The following is an 18,936-nucleotide window of genomic DNA, read 5'->3' on the forward strand; positions in this document are numbered from 1 at the left end:
TATTGCTCAGGCAAGTATAAGTCAACTGAATGAGTCAGCCGATGCCACGAATTGCTAAAACGTTTCATGAACTTTTTTTGAGGCCTTTCAAATCATATAGATAACTGTCAGTTATCATTCCAGGAGGAAAATAATCGTTACGTTGCGCCCATGGCTCAATGTCACACTTTCACCCTATAATTGCTGTGTTAAATATGGATAAGGACGACAACGCACTATGTTGGATTTAATAAAAGCAATCAGCCTTGGGCTGGTGGTCTTGCTGCCGTTGGCTAACCCGTTAACGACGGTGGCGCTGTTCCTCGGGCTGGCAGGGAATATGAACAGCGCCGAGCGCAACCATCAGTCGATGATGGCCTCGGTGTATGTGTTTGCCATCATGATGGTGGCTTACTATGCCGGACAGGTGGTGATGAATACCTTCGGGATTTCCATCCCTGGCCTGCGTATCGCCGGGGGGCTGATTGTGGCCTTTATCGGTTTCCGCATGCTGTTCCCGGCGCAAAAAGCGCATGAGTCGCCGGAAGCGGCCAGCAAATCGGAAGAGCTGGAAACCGAACCGAGTGCGAATATCGCCTTTGTGCCGATCGCCATGCCGAGCACGGCGGGGCCGGGTACCATCGCGATGATCATCAGCTCCGCATCCACGGTGCGCGATAGCGCAACCTTCCCGGACTGGGTGCTGACGGTAGCGCCACCGCTGATTTTTGCGATTATCGGGATTATCGTGTGGGCGTCGCTGCGCAGCTCTGGCGCCATTATGCGCTGGGTAGGCAAGGGCGGTATCGAGGCGATTTCCCGCCTGATGGGCTTCTTGCTGGTCTGTATGGGCGTGCAGTTTATTATTAACGGCGTGCTGGAAATTATTAAGACCTATCATTGATGTTTTGCCCGGCGGCGCTTCGCTTGCACGGGCCTACGGGTTTTGTAGGCCGGGTAAGGCGAAGCCGTCACCCGGCAAGAAGGCTCACCCGTGCTGCCCCTGTTCCTCCAACGCCACCGGCCATTTACGGAAGATGAGCACCGACCAGACCAGCGCCACCAGTGCCGGAATGGCACCAAGATAGCCAATCGCTGACATCGATACGTGAAGTATTACCTGATTTCCCACCAGCGCGCCCGCGCCAATCCCCAGATTGAAAATCCCGGAGAACAGCGACATAGCGACGTCCGTTGCATCCGGTGCCAGGGCCAGAACTTTCACCTGCATGCCCAGACCAATAATCATGATCGCCACGCCCCAGAACAGGCTGAGGATCGCCAGGTGGCTCTCACTGCCTGCGGCAGGCATCAGCAGCAGCAGGCAGGCCAGCAGCAGACCGATAGCGCTGCTTACCAGCGTCGAGGCGTGCCGGTTACCCAGCTTACCGAACAGCACGCTGCCAATAATGCCTGCTCCGCCGAGGATCAGCAGTAGGACGGTGGCAAAGTTGGCGCTAAAGCCCGCCACCACCTGCACAAAGGGTTCAATGTAGCTATACGCCGTGTAATGGGCCGTCACCACAATGACGGTCAGCAGGTAGATACTCAGCAGCGCCGGGCGACGCATCAGCAGCGGCAGGCTTTTCAGCGAGCCGGAATGCTCGCTCGGCAGCGCGGGCAGCAGCTTAATCAGGCACACCAGCGTAACCAGCGCCCCCATACCAATGGCGAAGAACGTCGTACGCCAGCCGAAGTATTGCCCCACGATGCGGCCAATAGGCAGCCCTAGCACCATCGCCAGTGCGGTACCGGTGGCAATCAGGCTCAGCGCCTGCGCGCGTTTCCCCGCCGGTGCCAGGCGTATCGCCAGCGACGCGGTGATCGACCAGAACACCGCATGGGCAAAGGCAATGCCGATGCGGCTAATGACCAGCACCGTAAAACTCCACGCCATAAATGACAGAACATGGCTGGCGATGAACAGCACAAACAGGCCAATCAGCAGCCTGCGCCGCTCCATCTGGCTGGTCAGCAGCATAAACGGCAAGGACATCAGCGCCACTACCCAGGCGTAGATGGTCAACATAATGCCCACCTGAGCCGTTTCCATCTGGAAACTTTCAGCGATGTCAGACAACAGCCCAACCGGAACAAATTCTGTGGTGTTAAAAATAAACGCGGCAATGGCCAGCGTGACCACGCGTAGCCACGCAACCCTGCGGGAAACTGTGTTCGTTGTCATAGGGAAGTCGGAGATTCGTTGCTGAAAAGAAGAGGTGACGATCTTAAAACGTCGTACGGCGAAAACTCAACCATTATGTGACACAGATCTCAATATTTACCTTATGAAAGCGGTAGCCGGGAACGCTGTTTTCATTGAATATAAAAGAACAACACAATAAAAACAGGCGGTAAGACAATGCAGGAGATTGATTTTTATCTGGTAGATGCGTTCAGCGATACCTCGTTCGGCGGCAACCCGGCAGCCGTTTGCCCGCTGAAAGCGTGGTTGCCCGATGAGACCTTACTGAAAATGGCGCAACAGCATAATCAGTCGGAAACCGCATTTTTCGTCTGCAGTAAAGGGGGCATTGAGCTACGCTGGTTTACCACGCTCACCGAAGTCAATCTCTGCGGCCACGCTACGCTGGCGGCTGCGCACGTGCTGTTTACCGAGCTGGATTACCCGGATTCGCGCATCCACTTTGATACCGCCTCTGGCCGCCTGACGGTCAGCCGGGAGGGGGAGTGGATGACGCTGGACTTCCCGGCATGTCCAACCCATGAAGAGACGCCCCCGCCGGAGATGCTTTCGGCTCTGGGTATCAGCCGCTACGTTGAAGCCCGTAAAGGGCGCGCCTGGCTGATCGTGCTGGAAAATCGTCAGCAGGTTGAAGCGCTTGCGCCACGCTTCTCGGCGATGACGCCGGGCGAGCATAAGGTGAGCGTTACGGCGCGCGGTGAGGGGGAATATGATTTTGTCAGCCGCTTTTTCTCCCCGGGCGTTTCCGTCCCGGAGGACCCGGTCACCGGCTCCGCGCACACGATGCTGATCCCCTACTGGAGCGAAAAGCTGGGTAAAACAACGATGTTTGCCCGTCAGGTTTCAGCGCGCGGCGGCGATGTGCGCTGTGAGCTGAAAGGTTCGCGCGTGCTGATGAGCGGGCAGGCCACACTTTATCTGAAAGGCACAGTTTTTCTGCGCTAAATAGCCATAACAAGAGAGGAAGAGACAATGCAGGAAATTGATTTTTATCTGGTGGATGCCTTCAGCGATAAAACCTTTGGCGGCAACGCCGCAGCGGTATGTCCTCTGGAAGAGTGGCTGCCGGACGAAATGCTGCTCAAAATGGCGCAGCAGCATAACCAGTCTGAGACTGCCTTTTTCGTGCGCACTGACGGCGGGTTTGAGCTGCGCTGGTTCACCACGCTGGATGAAATTAACCTCTGCGGTCACGCTACGCTTGCCGCATCACACGTCATTTTCGAATACCTTGATTATCCGCATACCGAAATCACCTTCACCACCCGCTTCGTGGGTGAACTGACGGTTAAACGCAGCGGCGACTGGCTGACGCTGAACTTCCCCGCATGGTCGACGGAGGTTGTGGAGAATCCTCCCGAGGTGCTGTTTAGCGCGCTGGGCATCACGGCGGCAAAAGAGGTGCGCGTGGGGCGGGATTACATGGTGGTGCTGGAGAGCCAGCAGCAGGTGGAAGCGTTAACGCCAGATATTGGGGCAATGCTTCCGCTGGATAAAATGGTCTGCGTGACGGCGCAGGGAGAGGAATATGACTTCGTCAGCCGCTTCTTCTGCCCGGGCGAAGGGGTGCCGGAGGATCCGGTCACCGGATCCGCCCACAGCATGCTGATCCCGTACTGGAGCGAAAAGCTGGGCAAAACGTCACTCAATGCCCGCCAGGTGTCGTACCGTGGCGGGGATCTGCGCTGCGAGCTGAAGGGCGATCGCGTGCTGATTGGCGGCCAGGCGACTCTGTATCTGAAAGGGCGTATCTTCCTGCGCTAGCTGAGGGAGGCACCGCCGCATATCACCATCTCCTGGCCGGTGATGGCGGCGGCGTCAATGCTCAGCAAGAAACTCACCAGTGCGGCCACCTCTTCTGGCGCGATTAAACGTCCGATTGGCGGACATTTCGGGGGCGAGGTTTCCCGCCCTGGGGCGCTGAGCATCGGCGTTTGGGTGGCCCCAGGCGAGACCACGTTAGCCGTGATCCCGCGCGGGGCCAGTTCCGCCGCCCAGCTCCTGACCATTCCTACCATCGCTGCTTTTGTGGCAACATACTGCGATCGTCCTGCTGCACCACGAGAGGTTCTGCTGCCTATCGCCACAAAGCGTCCGCCGGCAGCCATAGAGGGCGCAAAATGGTTAAACAATGCCTCACAGGCCCGGACGTGGAGCTGCCACAGTGAGGCGCTAACGCGGCTTTCCAGCTGGCCCAACGGCGCGGCGGCCATCATCCCGGCGGCATGGATCGCTGCCTGGGGCGCGGCGATGGTGTGCAGGGCGTTGCACAACGCATCAGGATCGGTGATATCAACGCGAAGGCTGGTGAAGCCAGGCGTATCCAGCTTCACGGCTCGGCGGCTGAGCCCGGTGACCTGCCAGCCCTCCGCCAGTAATCGCTTAACGATGGCCTCACCAATTCCGGAGCTGGCCCCGGTGACGACGGCGTGACGCATGTCAGACCTCCAGCATCGCGCGGGGAACCTTAAACACCGCTTTGCGGACCATTATCGGCGCCTCTACGGCGCATAGCGCCTGGTGAGGTTCTCCGGGATAAAAGACCACAAAGACACCCTCGGCAAGCCGGATCCTGACGCTATGTTCGGCTGTTGAAGCAATAAAGAGATCCGGTTTACGTTCTTCATCTCCCGCTCTGCCTGTGGGAAGCGCTCCAGCATAAATATGCTCTTCACCCGCCAACACAATCTGGATGTCCGCCCACTGATGATGGTATTCCGTATGCCGTTCGGCGCGCGGCTGCGTCTGCGCCGGACCAATGTGGCAAAACCACGGCGCATTCTCAGGCTGCCAGCGTCCGTCATCGCGTTCGCAGAGGGCCTTCAGCGTACAGTCCGGGCGGGAAAGCAGGGCGTATAGCGCCGACGGTAGCCCTGCCAGCGGCAGGGCGTTGAGATGCCCGATAATCATATGACCCCCTTAACCCATTCTGGCGTCACCCGCACGTATTTGATGGCCTGACGGAAGTAGGTGTAAGCGATATGAAGATTGCCCTCAGGTCCCTGCTTGATGCTGGGATAGGAGAATTCGCGATTGAGTTTTTCCATGGAGTTGTTGGTCATGCAGTAACCATCCCCTTCGTCCAGATGACGCTGCCACGGCCAGCTTTTCCCGCCGTCCGGCGAAATGGCGACGGTCATCGGCGCGCGCGGCGCGCCCCAGAAGGCTGTCCGACCGCTGGTGACCACCGGCTCTTTACGACCGTCACCATCGTCAATTTCATCGTATAGCGATGCGCGACGTTCACTCGCGCCAGCGGCGCTCATGGCGTTAAAGACCAGCGCGAGTTCACCGCTGGCAAGGGTTGTTACCTGAATAGAGGAGTTGTTATTGGGTAGCTCCGTCGGCTCCGGTACGGACCAGCTTTCGCCGTTATCCGTCGACTGGCTGTAATAAATATTGTCCGCCCAGCGGCTGCGGAACAGCGCCACCAGGGTGCCGTTGTGAAGCGGGGTAATATTCATATGTACACAGCCCAGGCTTTCCGGCACCTCGACATCGCGCCACGTTTTGCCACCATCTGCGGAAATTTTTACCGCGCTGATATCGTCGTTTCCGACCCATTTCTCTCCCGGCCGGGTGCGGCAGTAAAATACCGGCAGCAGCCAGCTGCCGTTGTCCAGCACGACAATGGGCTGGCGAATAAACGTGCCAGGTTTATCGAGCAGGGTTGCGATGTCCCCCCAGGTTTTCCCCAGATCGCGAGACTGGCGATAGCGAACAATAGCCGTGTCCTGATTACCGGAAATCTGTGCGGTCCACAGCAGCCACAGCACGTTGTCCGGGGCCAGGAACAGAACCGGGTTTTGTTCGGAACGCGTGGCATCGTCCGACAGTTTTACCGCATCACTCCACTGCTGGCTGCCAGGCGCAAGGCGTGAACCCCATACGGAGATATCCGCGATACCTTCCTGGGTTCCACCGAACCAGACGCACATCAGCGAGCCATCCGGGAGCGGCAGCAGATTCGCCGCGTGGTTTTGTGGGCAAGAGGAAGGCAGCATGGCGGCCTCCGTGCGGGCATCCTGTTGCGGGCGAACTGTCCCGTCGAGGGTTACGGTTAAAGACATATCAGACTCCATTATTTTCAACGGGGGTTGGCGCTTTACCCTGCGCTTTTCCCGGAATGAGACGGTCAATCACCATGATGACGGCAGGGGTCAGCAGGGCGATGTACATATTGTTGATGCCAAAAGGATCGCCCAGCAGATACCAGACGGAGGTCACGACGCAGGCGCCAATCAGGCCCGCATTGGCACCACGGGTGCTGCGGAAGAACGGGGCGTAGAAGGCGATAACGGCCACCACTGAAATCGACAGACGAATAGCGCGGGTAAAGAAGGAGAGCTTCAGGACTTCAGGCACCAGCAGAACAAAAATCAGCGGCAGGAAACCAATCAGCAGGGAGATCCAGCGGGTGGCCTTAAATTCCTGCTCAGGCGTCGGGTTGCGCATCGGCACGTAAAAGTCTTTTACCACCAGGGAGGCGATAGCCAGCGCAACGGTACTGACGCTGACGAAAATAGATGCCACCAGAGAGGTGGTGACCAGACCGGCCAGCCACGGGTTCATATCCTGCAGGAAAATCGGCATCGCATACAGGCTGTTAATCTCCGGGTGCAGGTATTTAGCCGCCACGCCGATTACCGCGATGGCCAGCGCAATCGGCAGGCAGAAGAAGAACGCAACCCAGGTAGAGCGTTTGGCCGATTTCACGTCTTTGGTAGAGGAGATTGCCTGAATCACAAACTGGGTACAGAAGATGGAACCAATGGTGCCGATGAGCCAGGCGAAAATGGTCGACGCGCCGATATTGCCATCCCAGGTCCAGTAGAAGTCCGGCATGTTTTCAATCATTGGCGCGAAGCCGCCCGTCTTAGACAGCGCAAAGCCCATGATGGCCAGAATGCCGAAGTATTTCAGCGCGCTGTGCAGCACCGTCACCCAGGCCACACCCTTCATGCCGCCAAAGGCGAAATAGAAGGTACTGACGATGGCCGTAATAAAGGCGGCAACGGGGAGATTTACTTTCAGTACCGTGGAAATAGCCGCCGCGCCGCTGACGTAATTCCCCACGTTAACCAGCAGCAGGGCATAGATCATGATGATGGAGATTATGTTTTTGGTGCTGTTACCGTATTTTTCAGCAATCGCACCAGAGATGGTGATTTTTCCGGTGCTGTAGATGCGTTTTACCAGCAGCAGGCCAAAGAGCGGGAAGCCAATTGCGGCCCCGATGACGGACCAGGACGCAGCAAAACCGTCTTCAAACGCCGCCTGCGCGGTGCCGATAGTGGATTTGGCGCCGATATACTCGGACATCAGCAGGATCCCGACAATAAACGCCGGCATCGCGCGGGAGCCTTCCATAAAGTCCCCGGAGTTTTTACTGCGGATCCGGAAGGTTAGCCAGGTCGTGAACAGGATGTAGACAATGACTATGCCCACAATGATTAGGGTATCTTCAGCGGTAAAATTATTCATCTTTGCCTCTCTTCAGGGCGAGTGAATCCTGGGCACCTCGGGCACCCGGTATTCTTATTGACGAAACAAACGCCGTTTAGTTAAGTGACGTCGTCACTATTCGGCGTATCTGTTGGCACTGCTGGTCGCTAAACGCCACGGCATAGCGACTTTCTCCGACGTCTTCCCCCATGATCTGCAGCGCTTTTTTGACTGCGGCAGGCGAAAACGCCACGTTGTAAAGCTCGGTACGAAGCTGGGTGACGCGCTCCTGCGCCAGACGAGAACCGTCAATATCACCCGCGTTAAAGCGTGACCAGATGGCGTTGATGGCCTCCGGCGCCACGTTCGCCAGCCCGGAAATACAGGCCGAACATCCGTCGACGAAGCCCTGATGGATAAGCGAATCCGGGCCGTTCAGCACGTCGAATCCGCCAATGTCGCTCACCGCATTGAGGAATCCGCTCAGGCTCTCGTAACTTCCGGCACTGTCTTTAATTCCGATAATGTTCGGATGTTCGGCCAGCGCGCGTGCGGTAGCGGGCTCAATGGTGTTGCCGGTACGCGCCGGAATGTTGTACAGAAATACCGGGACGGCTAGCGCGTCGGCGATAGCGGTGTAATGTGAGACGAGTTCAGCCTGCTTCAGCGGAACGAAGTAAGGGGTAATGACGGAAACGGCGTCGACGCCCAGCGAGGCGATCTGTTTTCCGAGGCGGATGGTTTCACGGGTCGAGATTTCCCCAATGTGCGCCACTACCGGGGCTCGCCCGGCAACCGTTTCCACACAGGTACGGGTAACGGCGATTTTTTCTTCTTCGTTCAGCACGAAGAACTCGCCGTTTGTGCCGCCGCAGAAGATGCCGTTACCAGCATTAAGTTGACGATCGATCTGTAGTTTAAGGCCCGGTAGGTTCAGCGCGCCTTCCGTATCAAAGGGGGTCACGATGGCCGTCAGTACGCCCCTGATGTTGTTATGCATGATTCACTCCCTGGCTATTCATGTTGGGAAACAGTGTCCGGTAAATCGCCTGCACCTCGTCGTGGTTGACCTGACAAGGGGCGTTGTTCATTAGCCGCTTAACGTTAAGGGCCGCATCGCTCAGGGAGGGGACGTCGTCGCGCGGTACGCCCAGCGCCTCCAGGTTGTCCGGCAGGTTGAGCCTTCGAACCAGCGCGGCAAAGTAGTCCACCAGCGCGTGGGATTTTTCTTCGTCTGACAGCGCCGTATCCGCACCGGGCACCAAATCCCATACCTGTGCAAATTTCTTCAGGCAGTGGGGCCGAACCGCTCGCATGCAGGGGGCCAGCAGAATGGCGTTAGCGACGCCGTGCGGCAGGTGATATTTACCGCCGAGCGGATAGGAAAGAGCGTGAACCAGGTGCGTGCCTGCATGCGCAATGGCAACCCCGCCGTAGTAAGAGGCCCACAGCATCTCCAGCTTCGCCAGCAGATTTCCCGGTTCGGCGCAGGCCGTTTCAATGTTGTTCAGCAGCTTAGCCAGTCCCGTCAGCGCGGCGTTATCGCTGACCGGGTTGGCGACCGTTGAGGTGAAACACTCAATCAGATGACACAACGCATCAATCCCGGTAGATGAGGCAATATGCGCGGGCATGCTGGTGGTCAGCTCCGGCAGCAGGGCGACGTAATCGGGCAGCAGCACGGGGGAGATAATGCCCACTTTCGTGTTTTGCTCCGGAATCGCCAGAATGGCATTCGGCGTCGCTTCCGAGCCGGTTCCGGCAGTAGCCGGGATCAGCAGAGAGGGGATGCGTGCCTCAGGTTTTATACCCGCCAGAAGGTTATCCAGCCCCGGTGACAGCGGATGGCACAGCACTGAGAGCAGTTTGGCCACATCCAGTACGCTACCGCCGCCGATCCCCACGACAAGCCCAAACGTCCCGTTTAACCCCGCGAGCAGCTGGCTGACATCGTGGTGGGAGGGTTCAGGCGGTACGCTGTCAATAATCATGACGCGGCGGTTGTCCTCTTCGAGGATCGCGCGGATCTGCTTTGCTGCCTCCAGACGCGCAATGTTGCCGTCCGTCACCAGCAGCAGCTGCGTTTTATCAGTGAGTAACGGCCTGATGGCGGCGATGGCATTCGCGCCGCTAATAATGGTGCTGTTGATCGTAACCACGCTTTTCTCCTGTCTCTTTGCCCATGATTGATTTCGCTCAAATAAGACGCTTCATGGTCATCGCGTGGCTAAATTTATAATTTATTCGCAAACTGATTAACTTGATCTTGCTCACATATAATCAATCATGATTGAATATAATCATTAACAGGAAAGGCGAACCCGGAGTGGGGATGAAAGTGAACAATCTGTACAGAGAGGTCGTGGTCGTCGCAGATGACTTTACCGGTGCTAACGATGCCGGCGTCAGCCTGGCGCTGTGCGGCAAAAAAGTCAGCGTGGCGTTTCATACACCTTTTACCCAGACGACCGATGCGCTGATCGTCAATACCGATTCCCGGGCGCTGTCGGCATGGGAGGCGGCCGAAAAGGTGGCCGCACTCGGGGCGGATATCGCGGATGCCCGCTGGCTCATCAAAAAAATGGATTCGACGCTGCGCGGCAACGCGGGGGCCGAGTCACAGGCCCTGAAGACATTAAGCGGCAAGCGCCAGGTGATCGTTGCCCCGGCATACCCAGCGGCAGGGCGGATCACGCGGAACGGCAGATGTCTGGTAAACGGCATTCCGGTGGACGAAACCGAATTTGCCAGCGATCCCAAAACGCCCGTTCCGTCAGCCGCGATTGCTGACCTTTTTCGCGACGTGAGCGGTGAAAACGTGACCGCGGAGACGCTGGCAGCCGCACTGGCGCAGGGAACGGAGTGGATCTTTGTTGATGCGCAGACCGACGAGGAGCTGGACGCCATTATCGCCGCAGCAATGACCTGCGCGCAGATGCCGCTGCTGGTGGGCTCTGCCGGGCTATGCGATGCGCTGGCCCGTCATCTGGCCCCGGCGCGACGCAAGCAGATGTTGGCCGTGGTGGGGTCGATGAGTGAGATCGCTCAACGCCAGGTCGCACTGGCCACAGGTGCTTCCGGCGTCTCGTCGGTATTCATTGATGTGAATGACGTTTTGCGCGGCGTTACGGCCGGGTATCTCGCCCGGATTGCGCAGGTGCTACAGGCTGGGCATCACTGCATTGTTCATACCTGCGCGGGCAACGATGCTCGACATCAGGTCGAACAACTCTGTCGGCAGCATCACGTCACCCGGGCTGGCCTGGGCGAAAAAATCTGTACGTTTTTGGGCGAACTGACCCGACAGGTGCTTGCGGTGCAGACGCCTGACGCGCTGTACGTCTCCGGTGGCGATGTGGCGATGGCCGTTGCCAGGGCACTTGGTGCGCGGGGGTTTGAGATCGCAGGGTGCGTTGCACAGTGCGTACCTTACGGAAAATTTCTGGGTTGCGGCTGGCAGCAGCCGGTAATGACCAAAGCAGGGGGCTTCGGAAAGGAAGAGACGCTGCTTGAGGTTTTGCATTTTATCGAGGAGAGACTGAGTGACTAAAATCATTGCTGTAACCATGGGTGACCCGGCTGGCATTGGCCCGGAAATCATTATCAAATCCCTCACCGAAGGCGAGCTTTCAGGGGCGCCTGTTGTTGTCGTGGGCTGCGCCAGAACGCTGCAGCGGGTGCTGGATAAAGGAATCGTCGGGCAGGTGGATATACGTCTTATCGATGCGGTGAGCGACGCGAAATTTGCCCCTGGCGTGATTAACGTGCTGGACGAACCGCTGGCCGAACCTGATGCGTTAAAGCCGGGTATCGTTCAGGCAGCAGCAGGGGATCTGGCCTATCGCTGCGTGAAGCGAGCCACCGAACTGGCGATGGCGGGCAAGGTGAAGGCTATTGCGACGGCTCCTCTGAATAAAGAGGCTCTGCATCTGGCCGGTCATCTCTATCCGGGCCACACCGAGCTGCTGGCGCATCTGACCGACAGCAAAGATTACGCCATGGTGCTGTATACGGATAAGCTGAAGGTGATCCACATCACCACCCACATTGCGCTGCGCAAATTCCTTGATACGCTCAATCAGGATCGGGTAAAAACCGTGATTGGTATTGCGGATAGCTTCCTGAAACGCGTCGGGTTCGCGCATCCTCGCATTGCCGTTGCCGGTGTAAACCCGCATGCGGGTGAGAATGGCCTGTTTGGTGACGAAGAGATCAAAATTGTCGGCCCGGCCGTTGAGGCAATGAAAGCGCAAGGGTTAAACGTCACCGGACCGTGTCCACCGGATACGGTGTTTATGCAATGCCACGAAGGAATGTATGACATGGTCGTTGCGATGTATCACGATCAGGGGCATATTCCGCTAAAATTGCTCGGCTTTTATGACGGGGTGAATATCACCGCCGGGTTGCCGTTTATCCGTACCTCTGCAGACCACGGAACCGCGTTCGATATTGCCTGGACCGGTAAAGCGAAGTCTGAGAGCATGACGGTGTCTATCCAGTTGGCTATGCAAATTACACGGGAATGATATGAAGGGATATAACCGGTTAGAGCAGATAATGGATTACCTGAAGGGGCATAATCTGGTGACGGTGGATCAGCTGGTGGCAATTACCGATGCCTCTCCGGCAACGATCCGCAGGGATTTGATTAAGCTCGATCAGGAAGGTGTGATTAGCCGTACCCATGGCGGCGTCACCCTTAACCGGTTTATTCCTTCCCAGCCCACGACGCATGAAAAAATGCAGCGCAGTCTGGCGGAAAAACACGCTATCGCCAGCGCGGCAGCGAGCTTTGTTAAAGCAGGGGACGCCATTGTGCTGGATGCCGGTACCACGATGATTGAACTCGCTCGTCAGCTGACGCATCTGCCGCTTCGCGTGATCACCAGCGATTTGCACATTGCGCTGTTTCTCTCGGAATTCCGACAGATTGAAGTGACGATTATCGGCGGGCGTATCGATGATTCGAGCCAGTCCTGCATCGGTGAACATGGCCGTCGCCTGCTGCAAAACGTCTGGCCGGACGTGGCTTTTGTCAGCTGTAACGGATGGGATATCACCCGCGGCATAACCTCGCCGACGGAAGAGAAGGCCGCGCTTAAGCGCGATTTAATTGCCAACGCTAAACGCCGCGTGCTGCTGGCGGACAGCTCCAAGTATGGCGCCTGGTCACTGTTTAACGTGGCGCATCTTCATACCCTGACGGATATCGTGACGGACAGCAGGCTGGATGAGACGACACAGGCCGGGCTGAGGGCGTTAGATGTCCAGCTGACGCTGGCGTCATGACATAAGTTAATACTATGTAGCACCCCGGCAGGCCTGCGCTATCTTGAAATTTAGCCTCACATAAAAAAGCAAGGAGCCTGCCATGTATTCCATTACCTCTGAATCTGCACGTCATCCGGACATTCTCAAACTGATCGCGGCGCTTGACCGCTATCAGAGCGAGCTCTATCCCGCCGAAAGCAATCATCTGCTCGACCTCGCCGTGCTGCCGGAAGCCTCACTTATCCTGATGGTCATTCGCGACCAGCAGTTGCATGCCGTGGGCTGCGGAGCCATCGTGCTCAACGGTGACGGAACGGGGGAGATGAAGCGGGTCTATATCGATCCGGCCCATCGGGGGCAGCATCTCGGCGAGACGCTGCTGGCCGCCCTGGAAGATGAAGCCCTGAGCCGTCACTGCCACACGGTAAGGCTGGAGACGGGCATCAAACAGCGCGCCGCGGTTCGTCTGTATGAGCAGTGCGGGTACGATTTGCGTCCGGCATTTGCCCCGTACGCTGAGGACCCGCTCAGCCTGTTTATGGAGAAGGCGCTGGTTGAAGACGTTCGTTTAGCAGCGCTATAAAGGCTTCCAGCTGACGGGTCATCGCCCCGCGTCGCCACACCAGCCAGGTAGTGAGCCAGCGCCAGTTTTCCGCCAGCGGCCAGGCTTCAACCTGATGATGTCCCGGCATACTCTCCAGCATCGAGCGCGGCATCAGCGCGATGCCCGCGCCCGCAATAACGCAGGCGAGCATGCCGTGATAGGACTCCATCTCATGAATGCGGCCGGGCGTAGCTCTGTCCGCATGAAACCAGCTTTCCAGGTGTCGACGGTACGAGCAGTTCGCGCGAAAGGCATAAACGTCGCTGCCGCTGACCTGCGTGGCGCGCGTCACCTCCGCATGCCCGGCAGGCGTGACCAGCATCATCTCTTCCCTGTAGACCGGCATGCCCTCCAGCTCCGGGTGCGACAGGGGCCCGTCGACAAATGCGGCGCTTAGCGTTCCCTCCTGTACACCATCAATCATCGTCCCGGAAGGCCCGGTAGAAAGGGCAAACTGGATGCGCGGATAGCGCTGGTTAAACTGCGCCAGCGTTTCAGGAATGCGCACCGCGGCGGTGCTTTCCAGCGCGCCGAGGGCAAATAACCCCTGCGGCTCATCACCCGCGACGACCATGCGCGCTTCATCCACCAGGGCGAGGATCTGCCTGCTGTAGCGCAGGAAGTTATGCCCGGCGGGGGATAGGCGTAAACGCTGGTTCTCACGAATAAACAGCTCAACGCCAAGATCGGCTTCCAGCTGGCGGATGCGGGTCGTCAGGTTGGACGGCACGCGATGCACCTTCTGCGCCGCCTGGGTAATGCTGCCCGTCAGCGCGACGGCGTTAAACATTTCAAGCTGGGTTAAGTCCATAGCATTCTCGTTTCGTGAATAAGGTGGTTAGTATTATTCATTTTTAAGAAATAGCAGAGTGAGCCACAATGAATCAACCGAAATGCGTGGAGAACATCATGAAATATTCATCTGCTACACATGCCCTCTCTGTTAACCCAGCAACGGGAGAAACCCTCGCTGCGTATCCCTGGGCGACGCCGGAAGAGGTTGAACGCGCGATTGCTCAGTCTGACGCGGGGTATCGCCAGTGGCGACGCGAAAGCGTCTCCCACCGGGCGCAGAAACTCCGGGATCTCGGTGCCGCACTGCGAAACCGCGCGGAAGAGATGGCGCAGATAATCTCCCGTGAAATGGGGAAACCCATCCTGCAGGCGCGGGCGGAAGTGGCAAAATCCGCCGGTCTGTGCGACTGGTATGCCGAGCACGGCCCGGCGATGCTACGTGCGGAGCCTACGCTGGTGGAAAACCACAACGCGGTCATTGAATACCGTCCGCTGGGACCGATTCTTGCGGTGATGCCATGGAACTTCCCGCTCTGGCAGGTGCTGCGCGGCGCGGTGCCGATCCTGCTGGCAGGTAACAGCTATCTGCTTAAGCATGCGCCAAACGTGCTCGGCTCTGCGGATCTTATTGGGCAGATCTTTGCGGATGCCGGTTTCCCTGAAGGCGTATTCGGCTGGGTGAATGCCACCAATGACGGCGTAAGCCAGGCGATTAACGATCGCCGTATTGCGGCCGTGACCGTCACCGGCAGCGTGCGTGCCGGTGCGGCCATTGGCGCGCAGGCGGGAGCCGCGCTGAAAAAATGCGTTCTTGAGCTGGGTGGCTCCGACCCGTTTATCGTCCTCAACGATGCCGACCTGGACCTTGCCGTGAAGGCGGCGGTGGCGGGTCGCTACCAGAATACCGGGCAGGTGTGCGCGGCTGCGAAACGTTTTATCGTCGAGGAGGGTATCGCAGAGACCTTTACCCGGCGTTTTGTCGAGGCCGTTTCTGCGCTTAAGCTGGGCGCACCGGATCGGGAAGAGAACTTTATTGGCCCGATGGCGCGTTTTGACCTGCGCGACGAACTGCATCAGCAGGTGCAGGCCACTCTGGCTGAAGGGGCAACGCTGCTGCTGGGCGGAGAGAAGATCGGCGGAGAGGGCAATTACTACGCACCAACCGTGCTGTCGAACGTCACCCCGTCGATGACGGCGTTCCGCCAGGAACTGTTTGGTCCGGTCGCGGCCATTTCTGTTGCGAAAAACGCGGCGCACGCCCTGACGCTTGCCAACGACAGCGACTTTGGCCTGTCCGCCACCGTCTTCACCGCTGACGCAGCGCTGGCGGATAAATTCTCCCGCCAACTGGAGTGCGGCGGCGTGTTTATCAACGGCTTTAGCGCCAGCGACGCTCGCGTGGCCTTCGGCGGCGTGAAGAAAAGCGGCTTTGGCCGCGAGCTTTCCCACTTTGGGCTGCACGAGTTCTGCAACGTGCAGACGGTCTGGAAGGATCGCGTGTAATTTATCGCCGCCTGTGATTTCGGCCCTCATCACGAGGGCCGTTGTCATTTATCTGCAATGGTTCTGTCATTTTCATTTCGTAGACTCGCACGCGTCTAACGCATTGTTAATGAAGATAATTATGAACCTAACGCAAATTTTTCGCCGTATTGCGCAGCGTCTCACCCCTCGTCACTTTGGCCTGCTGACGGGTATCTTTTGCATTATTGGCCTTTTCTCCGCGCTGCAGCTCTCCTCATCATTCCTGCTTAACGCCTCCCTGAACGACGCCCAGCGTAACGAGCAGCAAAACCTGCTGGCCTGGCAGCAGCAGAGCAAGCTGGATCTGGCCCGCGTTTCCCTGCTGGCGGCAAGCGATCTGCTTAACCGGTCCGGCGTCTGGTTTATGCAGGATAAAGAGACCGGCTCCGACGGAAGCTGGCATAGCCTGATGGACGATGCGCAAAAGGCGATGACGGTTTCTCAGCAGGCGTGGAAGGCCTGGCTGGCGCTCAATCCGCCGAAAGATGACGCCCTGGTGAACAGCTATCAGCTTTTCTACGGCGCGATCAACGAGCAGGCTGAAGGGCTTCTCAAGACCAACACCATCGACGCTTTTTTTGCCGTACCGGCTCAGGCGTTTCAGTCTGATTTTAACGACAACTATGCGCGCTATCAGCAGGCAAGCGAGAAGCAGGCCATGCAGGGGCGCCAGAGCCTAATGGCACAGCTCTCCGGTCTGCAAACGTTGTTCCTGTTTGCGCCGGGGCTGCTGCTCGCCATCGCGGTTGCCGTCTGGTTCGGCATGTCCAGATGGGTGATCTCGCCGCTGCGTCGGTTGATTGCGCATATTAACCGGCTGGCGGCAGGGGATCTCTCCGGCACGCCGCCGGACGTCATGCGCTTCAACCGGGAGATAGGGCAGCTTAGCGACAGTATTGCGACGATGCAGCACGGTCTGCAGCAACTGGTGACGCAGGTCAGCCATGCCACCGCCACCATGGTGGAGAATATTGGCTCCCTGGCGGAGGGTAACCAGAAGCTGTATCAGCAGTCAGCGCGCCAGGCGAAAGAGCTTGAGGATGTGACGGCGCATATCGCGTCGCTGGAAAGCCATGTGGAAGGGAATACCGGCTATGCCAGGCTCGCCAGCTCGCGGGCCGATGAAGCGCGCCAGGCAGCCGTGGGCGGCGACCAGATGATGTCTACCTTGAATGCGTCCATGCAGGCGATCGTCGACCGATCTTCTGAGATGCGCGGGATCGTGGCGATGATCGACAGCGTGGCGTTTCAGACCAACATCCTGGCGCTGAATGCGGCCATCGAGGCGGCCCATGCCGGAAACCAGGGGCGCGGCTTTGCCGTCGTCGCGCGGGAAGTCGGGCTTTTGGCCAGAAAAAGCAGTCACTCGACGCAGACTATTCAGGAGCTTATTAACCGCTCGCTGCAGGGCATTGAAGACGGTTCGCGTGCCGTTACCCTGATGGAAGAGAATCTGCAGCAGGTCACCGGTCTGGTGGGCAATTTAAGCAGTTTGCTGAATGAGATCTCCACCGCCACGCTCAGTCAGGGAGACAGTATTCACCAGATGACGCGTCAGCTTCAGGCGCTAAATCAGGTCTCCCGACAGACGGATCTGCTGGTCTCTGACGCCTCGGATGCCTCTGAGCGGCTGCAAAAGCAATCCGATCTTTTATTGCAGGCCGTTTCGCGTTTTCGTCTTAGCGCCTGACGCAATACATAAGCCTCTGTTATACTCGCAGCCCGTTTTAGCCTGAGGGCAAGGAGCAAAGTGTGGCTGCGGTCATCCATAATGAGATGTTGGACGAGATTCTGGCGCAGGTTCGTCCGTTAATTGGAAAGGGGAAGGTTGCCGATTATATACCGGCCCTTGCCTCGGTGAGCGGGAATAAGCTGGGGATTGCTATCTGTACCATCGACGGACAGCGATACCAGGCAGGCGATGCAACGGAACGTTTTTCCATTCAGTCCATCTCGAAAGTGCTGAGTCTGGTGGCGGCGATGCGCCAGTATGAAGAAGACGAGATCTGGGAGCGTGTCGGTAAAGATCCTTCCGGCCAGCCTTTTAACTCGCTGCTTCAGCTTGAGATTGAACAGGGTAAACCGCGAAATCCCTTTATCAATGCCGGGGCGCTGGTGGTCTGCGATATGCTGCAAAGCCGCCTCAGCGCACCGCGCCAACGAATGCTTGAGATTGTTCGCCAGCTCTCGGGCGTTGACGATATTGCCTATGATGCAGTGGTGGCACGCTCGGAGTTTGAACACTCCGCCCGTAACGCGGCTATCGCGTGGCTGATGAAATCCTTCGGTAATTTCCACAACGACGTGGCTACCGTGCTGCAAAACTACTTCCATTACTGCGCCCTGAAAATGAGCTGCGTTGAGCTGGCTCAGACGTTCCTGTTCCTTGCGCATCAGGGGCATGCGCCGCATCTCGACCAGGAGGTCGTTTCTCCGCTTCAGGCCCGGCAGGTTAACGCGCTGATGGCCACCAGCGGGATGTATCAAAACGCCGGCGAGTTTGCCTGGCGCGTTGGGCTTCCGGCTAAATCGGGCGTCGGCGGCGGGGTCGTGGCGATTGTGCCGCATGAAATGGCGATAGCCGTCTGGAGCCCGGAACTGGATGAAACGGGAAATTCGCTTGCCGGCGTGGCGGTTCTGGAGAAACTGACCCAGCGTCTGGGACGTTCCGTATACTGATGTCCGATCTGGATCCTCTCTTTTCCCGCCTGGCGCGATCGACATTTCGCTCGCGCTTTCGCTTAGGCGATAAGGAACGACAGTACTGCTGGGATAAAGGCCCCGAAACCATTGACCAGCATGCCGCGGATTTTGTCGAAAAGCGCCTTGCGCCCGCGCACCCTGCAAACGACGGTAAACAGACGCCTATGCGTGGTCACCCGGTGTTTATCGCCCAGCATGCCACCGCCACCTGTTGTCGGGGCTGTCTGGCGAAATGGCATAACATTCCCCAGGGCGTAACGCTCACCGCGCCGCAACAAAATTATATCGTCAGCGTTATCCACCACTGGCTGGTGCTGCAGATGAACGCCTAAATTTGACGAGTTATGCTCCCGTGGTATTTGTGTTATAGATGCATCCCAAGTTAGTCCCGATCATGCTGACGACC

At 57.8% G+C, this 18,936-nt stretch carries 19 protein-coding genes; 11 read left to right on the forward strand and 8 right to left on the reverse strand.

Annotated features, from left to right (window positions below):
• Positions 1-217 precede the first annotated feature (217 nt).
• The gene (locus tag GVO84_RS11290; protein WP_047647729.1) at positions 218-883 is read left to right on the forward strand and encodes a MarC family NAAT transporter; all 666 of its coding nucleotides are present in this window, start codon (positions 218-220) and stop codon (positions 881-883) included.
• A gap of 84 nt (positions 884-967) precedes the next feature.
• Here GVO84_RS11290 and GVO84_RS11295 read toward each other — a convergent pair whose 3' ends face one another.
• Positions 968-2,164, reverse strand: a complete 1,197-nt coding sequence (locus tag GVO84_RS11295; RefSeq protein WP_121423713.1) for a sugar transporter — start codon at positions 2,162-2,164, stop codon at positions 968-970.
• A gap of 177 nt (positions 2,165-2,341) precedes the next feature.
• Between GVO84_RS11295 and GVO84_RS11300 the strand changes: the two genes are divergently transcribed.
• The gene (locus GVO84_RS11300) at positions 2,342-3,130 is read left to right on the forward strand and encodes a PhzF family phenazine biosynthesis protein (protein ID WP_159514159.1); all 789 of its coding nucleotides are present in this window, start codon (positions 2,342-2,344) and stop codon (positions 3,128-3,130) included.
• Positions 3,131-3,157: 27 nt separating this feature from the next.
• Positions 3,158-3,949: a PhzF family phenazine biosynthesis protein gene (locus GVO84_RS11305; RefSeq protein ID WP_159514160.1), complete on the forward strand. Its 792-nt coding sequence runs from the start codon at positions 3,158-3,160 to the stop codon at positions 3,947-3,949.
• Here GVO84_RS11305 and GVO84_RS11310 read toward each other — a convergent pair.
• From GVO84_RS11310 to GVO84_RS11335, 6 genes are all read right to left on the reverse strand, one after another.
• Positions 3,946-4,623, reverse strand: a complete 678-nt coding sequence (locus GVO84_RS11310) for an SDR family NAD(P)-dependent oxidoreductase (protein ID WP_159514161.1) — start codon at positions 4,621-4,623, stop codon at positions 3,946-3,948. The two genes, GVO84_RS11305 and GVO84_RS11310, sit on opposite strands and share 4 nt — an antisense overlap.
• A gap of 1 nt (position 4,624) precedes the next feature.
• A complete protein-coding gene (locus GVO84_RS11315) occupies positions 4,625-5,095 on the reverse strand; it encodes a YhcH/YjgK/YiaL family protein (protein WP_159514162.1) in 471 nt (156 codons plus the stop codon).
• On the reverse strand, positions 5,092-6,255 hold the full coding sequence (locus GVO84_RS11320) for a sialidase family protein (protein ID WP_159514163.1): 1,164 nt from the start codon (positions 6,253-6,255) through the stop codon (positions 5,092-5,094). The genes GVO84_RS11315 and GVO84_RS11320 overlap by 4 nt, the downstream gene beginning before the upstream one ends.
• 1 nt (position 6,256) lies before the next feature.
• Positions 6,257-7,669 (reverse strand): sodium:solute symporter family protein, encoded by a 1,413-nt coding sequence (locus GVO84_RS11325; protein WP_023335706.1) that lies wholly within the window; start codon positions 7,667-7,669, stop codon positions 6,257-6,259.
• A gap of 76 nt (positions 7,670-7,745) precedes the next feature.
• The gene (locus tag GVO84_RS11330; protein ID WP_159514164.1) at positions 7,746-8,630 is read right to left on the reverse strand and encodes a dihydrodipicolinate synthase family protein; all 885 of its coding nucleotides are present in this window, start codon (positions 8,628-8,630) and stop codon (positions 7,746-7,748) included.
• Positions 8,623-9,789, reverse strand: coding sequence for an iron-containing alcohol dehydrogenase (locus GVO84_RS11335; RefSeq protein ID WP_023335708.1), 1,167 nt, complete (start codon positions 9,787-9,789; stop codon positions 8,623-8,625). Before GVO84_RS11335 ends, GVO84_RS11330 begins: the two co-directional genes overlap by 8 nt.
• 173 nt (positions 9,790-9,962) lie before the next feature.
• On the opposite strand from GVO84_RS11335, the gene dtnK reads away from it, so the two are divergent.
• From dtnK to GVO84_RS11355, 4 genes are all read left to right on the forward strand, one after another.
• Positions 9,963-11,180, forward strand: coding sequence for a D-threonate kinase (dtnK, locus tag GVO84_RS11340; RefSeq protein ID WP_159514165.1), 1,218 nt, complete (start codon positions 9,963-9,965; stop codon positions 11,178-11,180).
• Positions 11,173-12,159, forward strand: coding sequence for a D-threonate 4-phosphate dehydrogenase (locus tag GVO84_RS11345; protein WP_159514166.1), 987 nt, complete (start codon positions 11,173-11,175; stop codon positions 12,157-12,159). Before dtnK ends, GVO84_RS11345 begins: the two co-directional genes overlap by 8 nt.
• Position 12,160: 1 nt before the next feature.
• Positions 12,161-12,922 carry a DeoR/GlpR family DNA-binding transcription regulator gene (locus tag GVO84_RS11350; RefSeq protein ID WP_023335711.1) on the forward strand — a complete coding sequence of 254 codons (762 nt, stop codon included), beginning with the start codon at positions 12,161-12,163 and terminating at the stop codon, positions 12,920-12,922.
• Between the two features lie 82 nt (positions 12,923-13,004).
• Positions 13,005-13,487, forward strand: a complete 483-nt coding sequence (locus GVO84_RS11355; protein WP_159514167.1) for a GNAT family N-acetyltransferase — start codon at positions 13,005-13,007, stop codon at positions 13,485-13,487.
• Here the strand turns inward: GVO84_RS11355 and ptrR are convergent.
• Positions 13,441-14,319, reverse strand: coding sequence for a putrescine utilization regulator PtrR (ptrR, locus tag GVO84_RS11360; protein ID WP_029741251.1), 879 nt, complete (start codon positions 14,317-14,319; stop codon positions 13,441-13,443). The two genes, GVO84_RS11355 and ptrR, sit on opposite strands and share 47 nt — an antisense overlap.
• Positions 14,320-14,417: 98 nt before the next feature.
• Here ptrR and sad point away from each other — a divergent pair, with 98 nt between their 5' ends.
• The 4 genes from sad to GVO84_RS11380 all read left to right on the forward strand — a co-directional run bounded on the left by sad (position 14,418) and on the right by GVO84_RS11380 (position 18,862).
• Positions 14,418-15,806 carry a succinate-semialdehyde dehydrogenase gene (gene sad, locus GVO84_RS11365; protein WP_159514168.1) on the forward strand — a complete coding sequence of 463 codons (1,389 nt, stop codon included), beginning with the start codon at positions 14,418-14,420 and terminating at the stop codon, positions 15,804-15,806.
• A 121-nt stretch (positions 15,807-15,927) separates the two neighbouring features.
• Positions 15,928-17,517 (forward strand): methyl-accepting chemotaxis protein, encoded by a 1,590-nt coding sequence (locus GVO84_RS11370; RefSeq protein WP_159514169.1) that lies wholly within the window; start codon positions 15,928-15,930, stop codon positions 17,515-17,517.
• Positions 17,518-17,579: 62 nt separating this feature from the next.
• Positions 17,580-18,506 (forward strand): glutaminase B, encoded by a 927-nt coding sequence (glsB, locus tag GVO84_RS11375; RefSeq protein WP_121423726.1) that lies wholly within the window; start codon positions 17,580-17,582, stop codon positions 18,504-18,506.
• A complete protein-coding gene (locus GVO84_RS11380) occupies positions 18,506-18,862 on the forward strand; it encodes a DUF4186 domain-containing protein (RefSeq protein ID WP_063142784.1) in 357 nt (118 codons plus the stop codon). Before glsB ends, GVO84_RS11380 begins: the two co-directional genes overlap by 1 nt.
• Positions 18,863-18,936: the final 74 nt, after the last annotated feature.

Source organism: Enterobacter sp. SM3 (genome assembly GCF_009811935.2).
In the GTDB taxonomy this organism is placed as follows: domain Bacteria; phylum Pseudomonadota; class Gammaproteobacteria; order Enterobacterales; family Enterobacteriaceae; genus Enterobacter; species Enterobacter asburiae_D.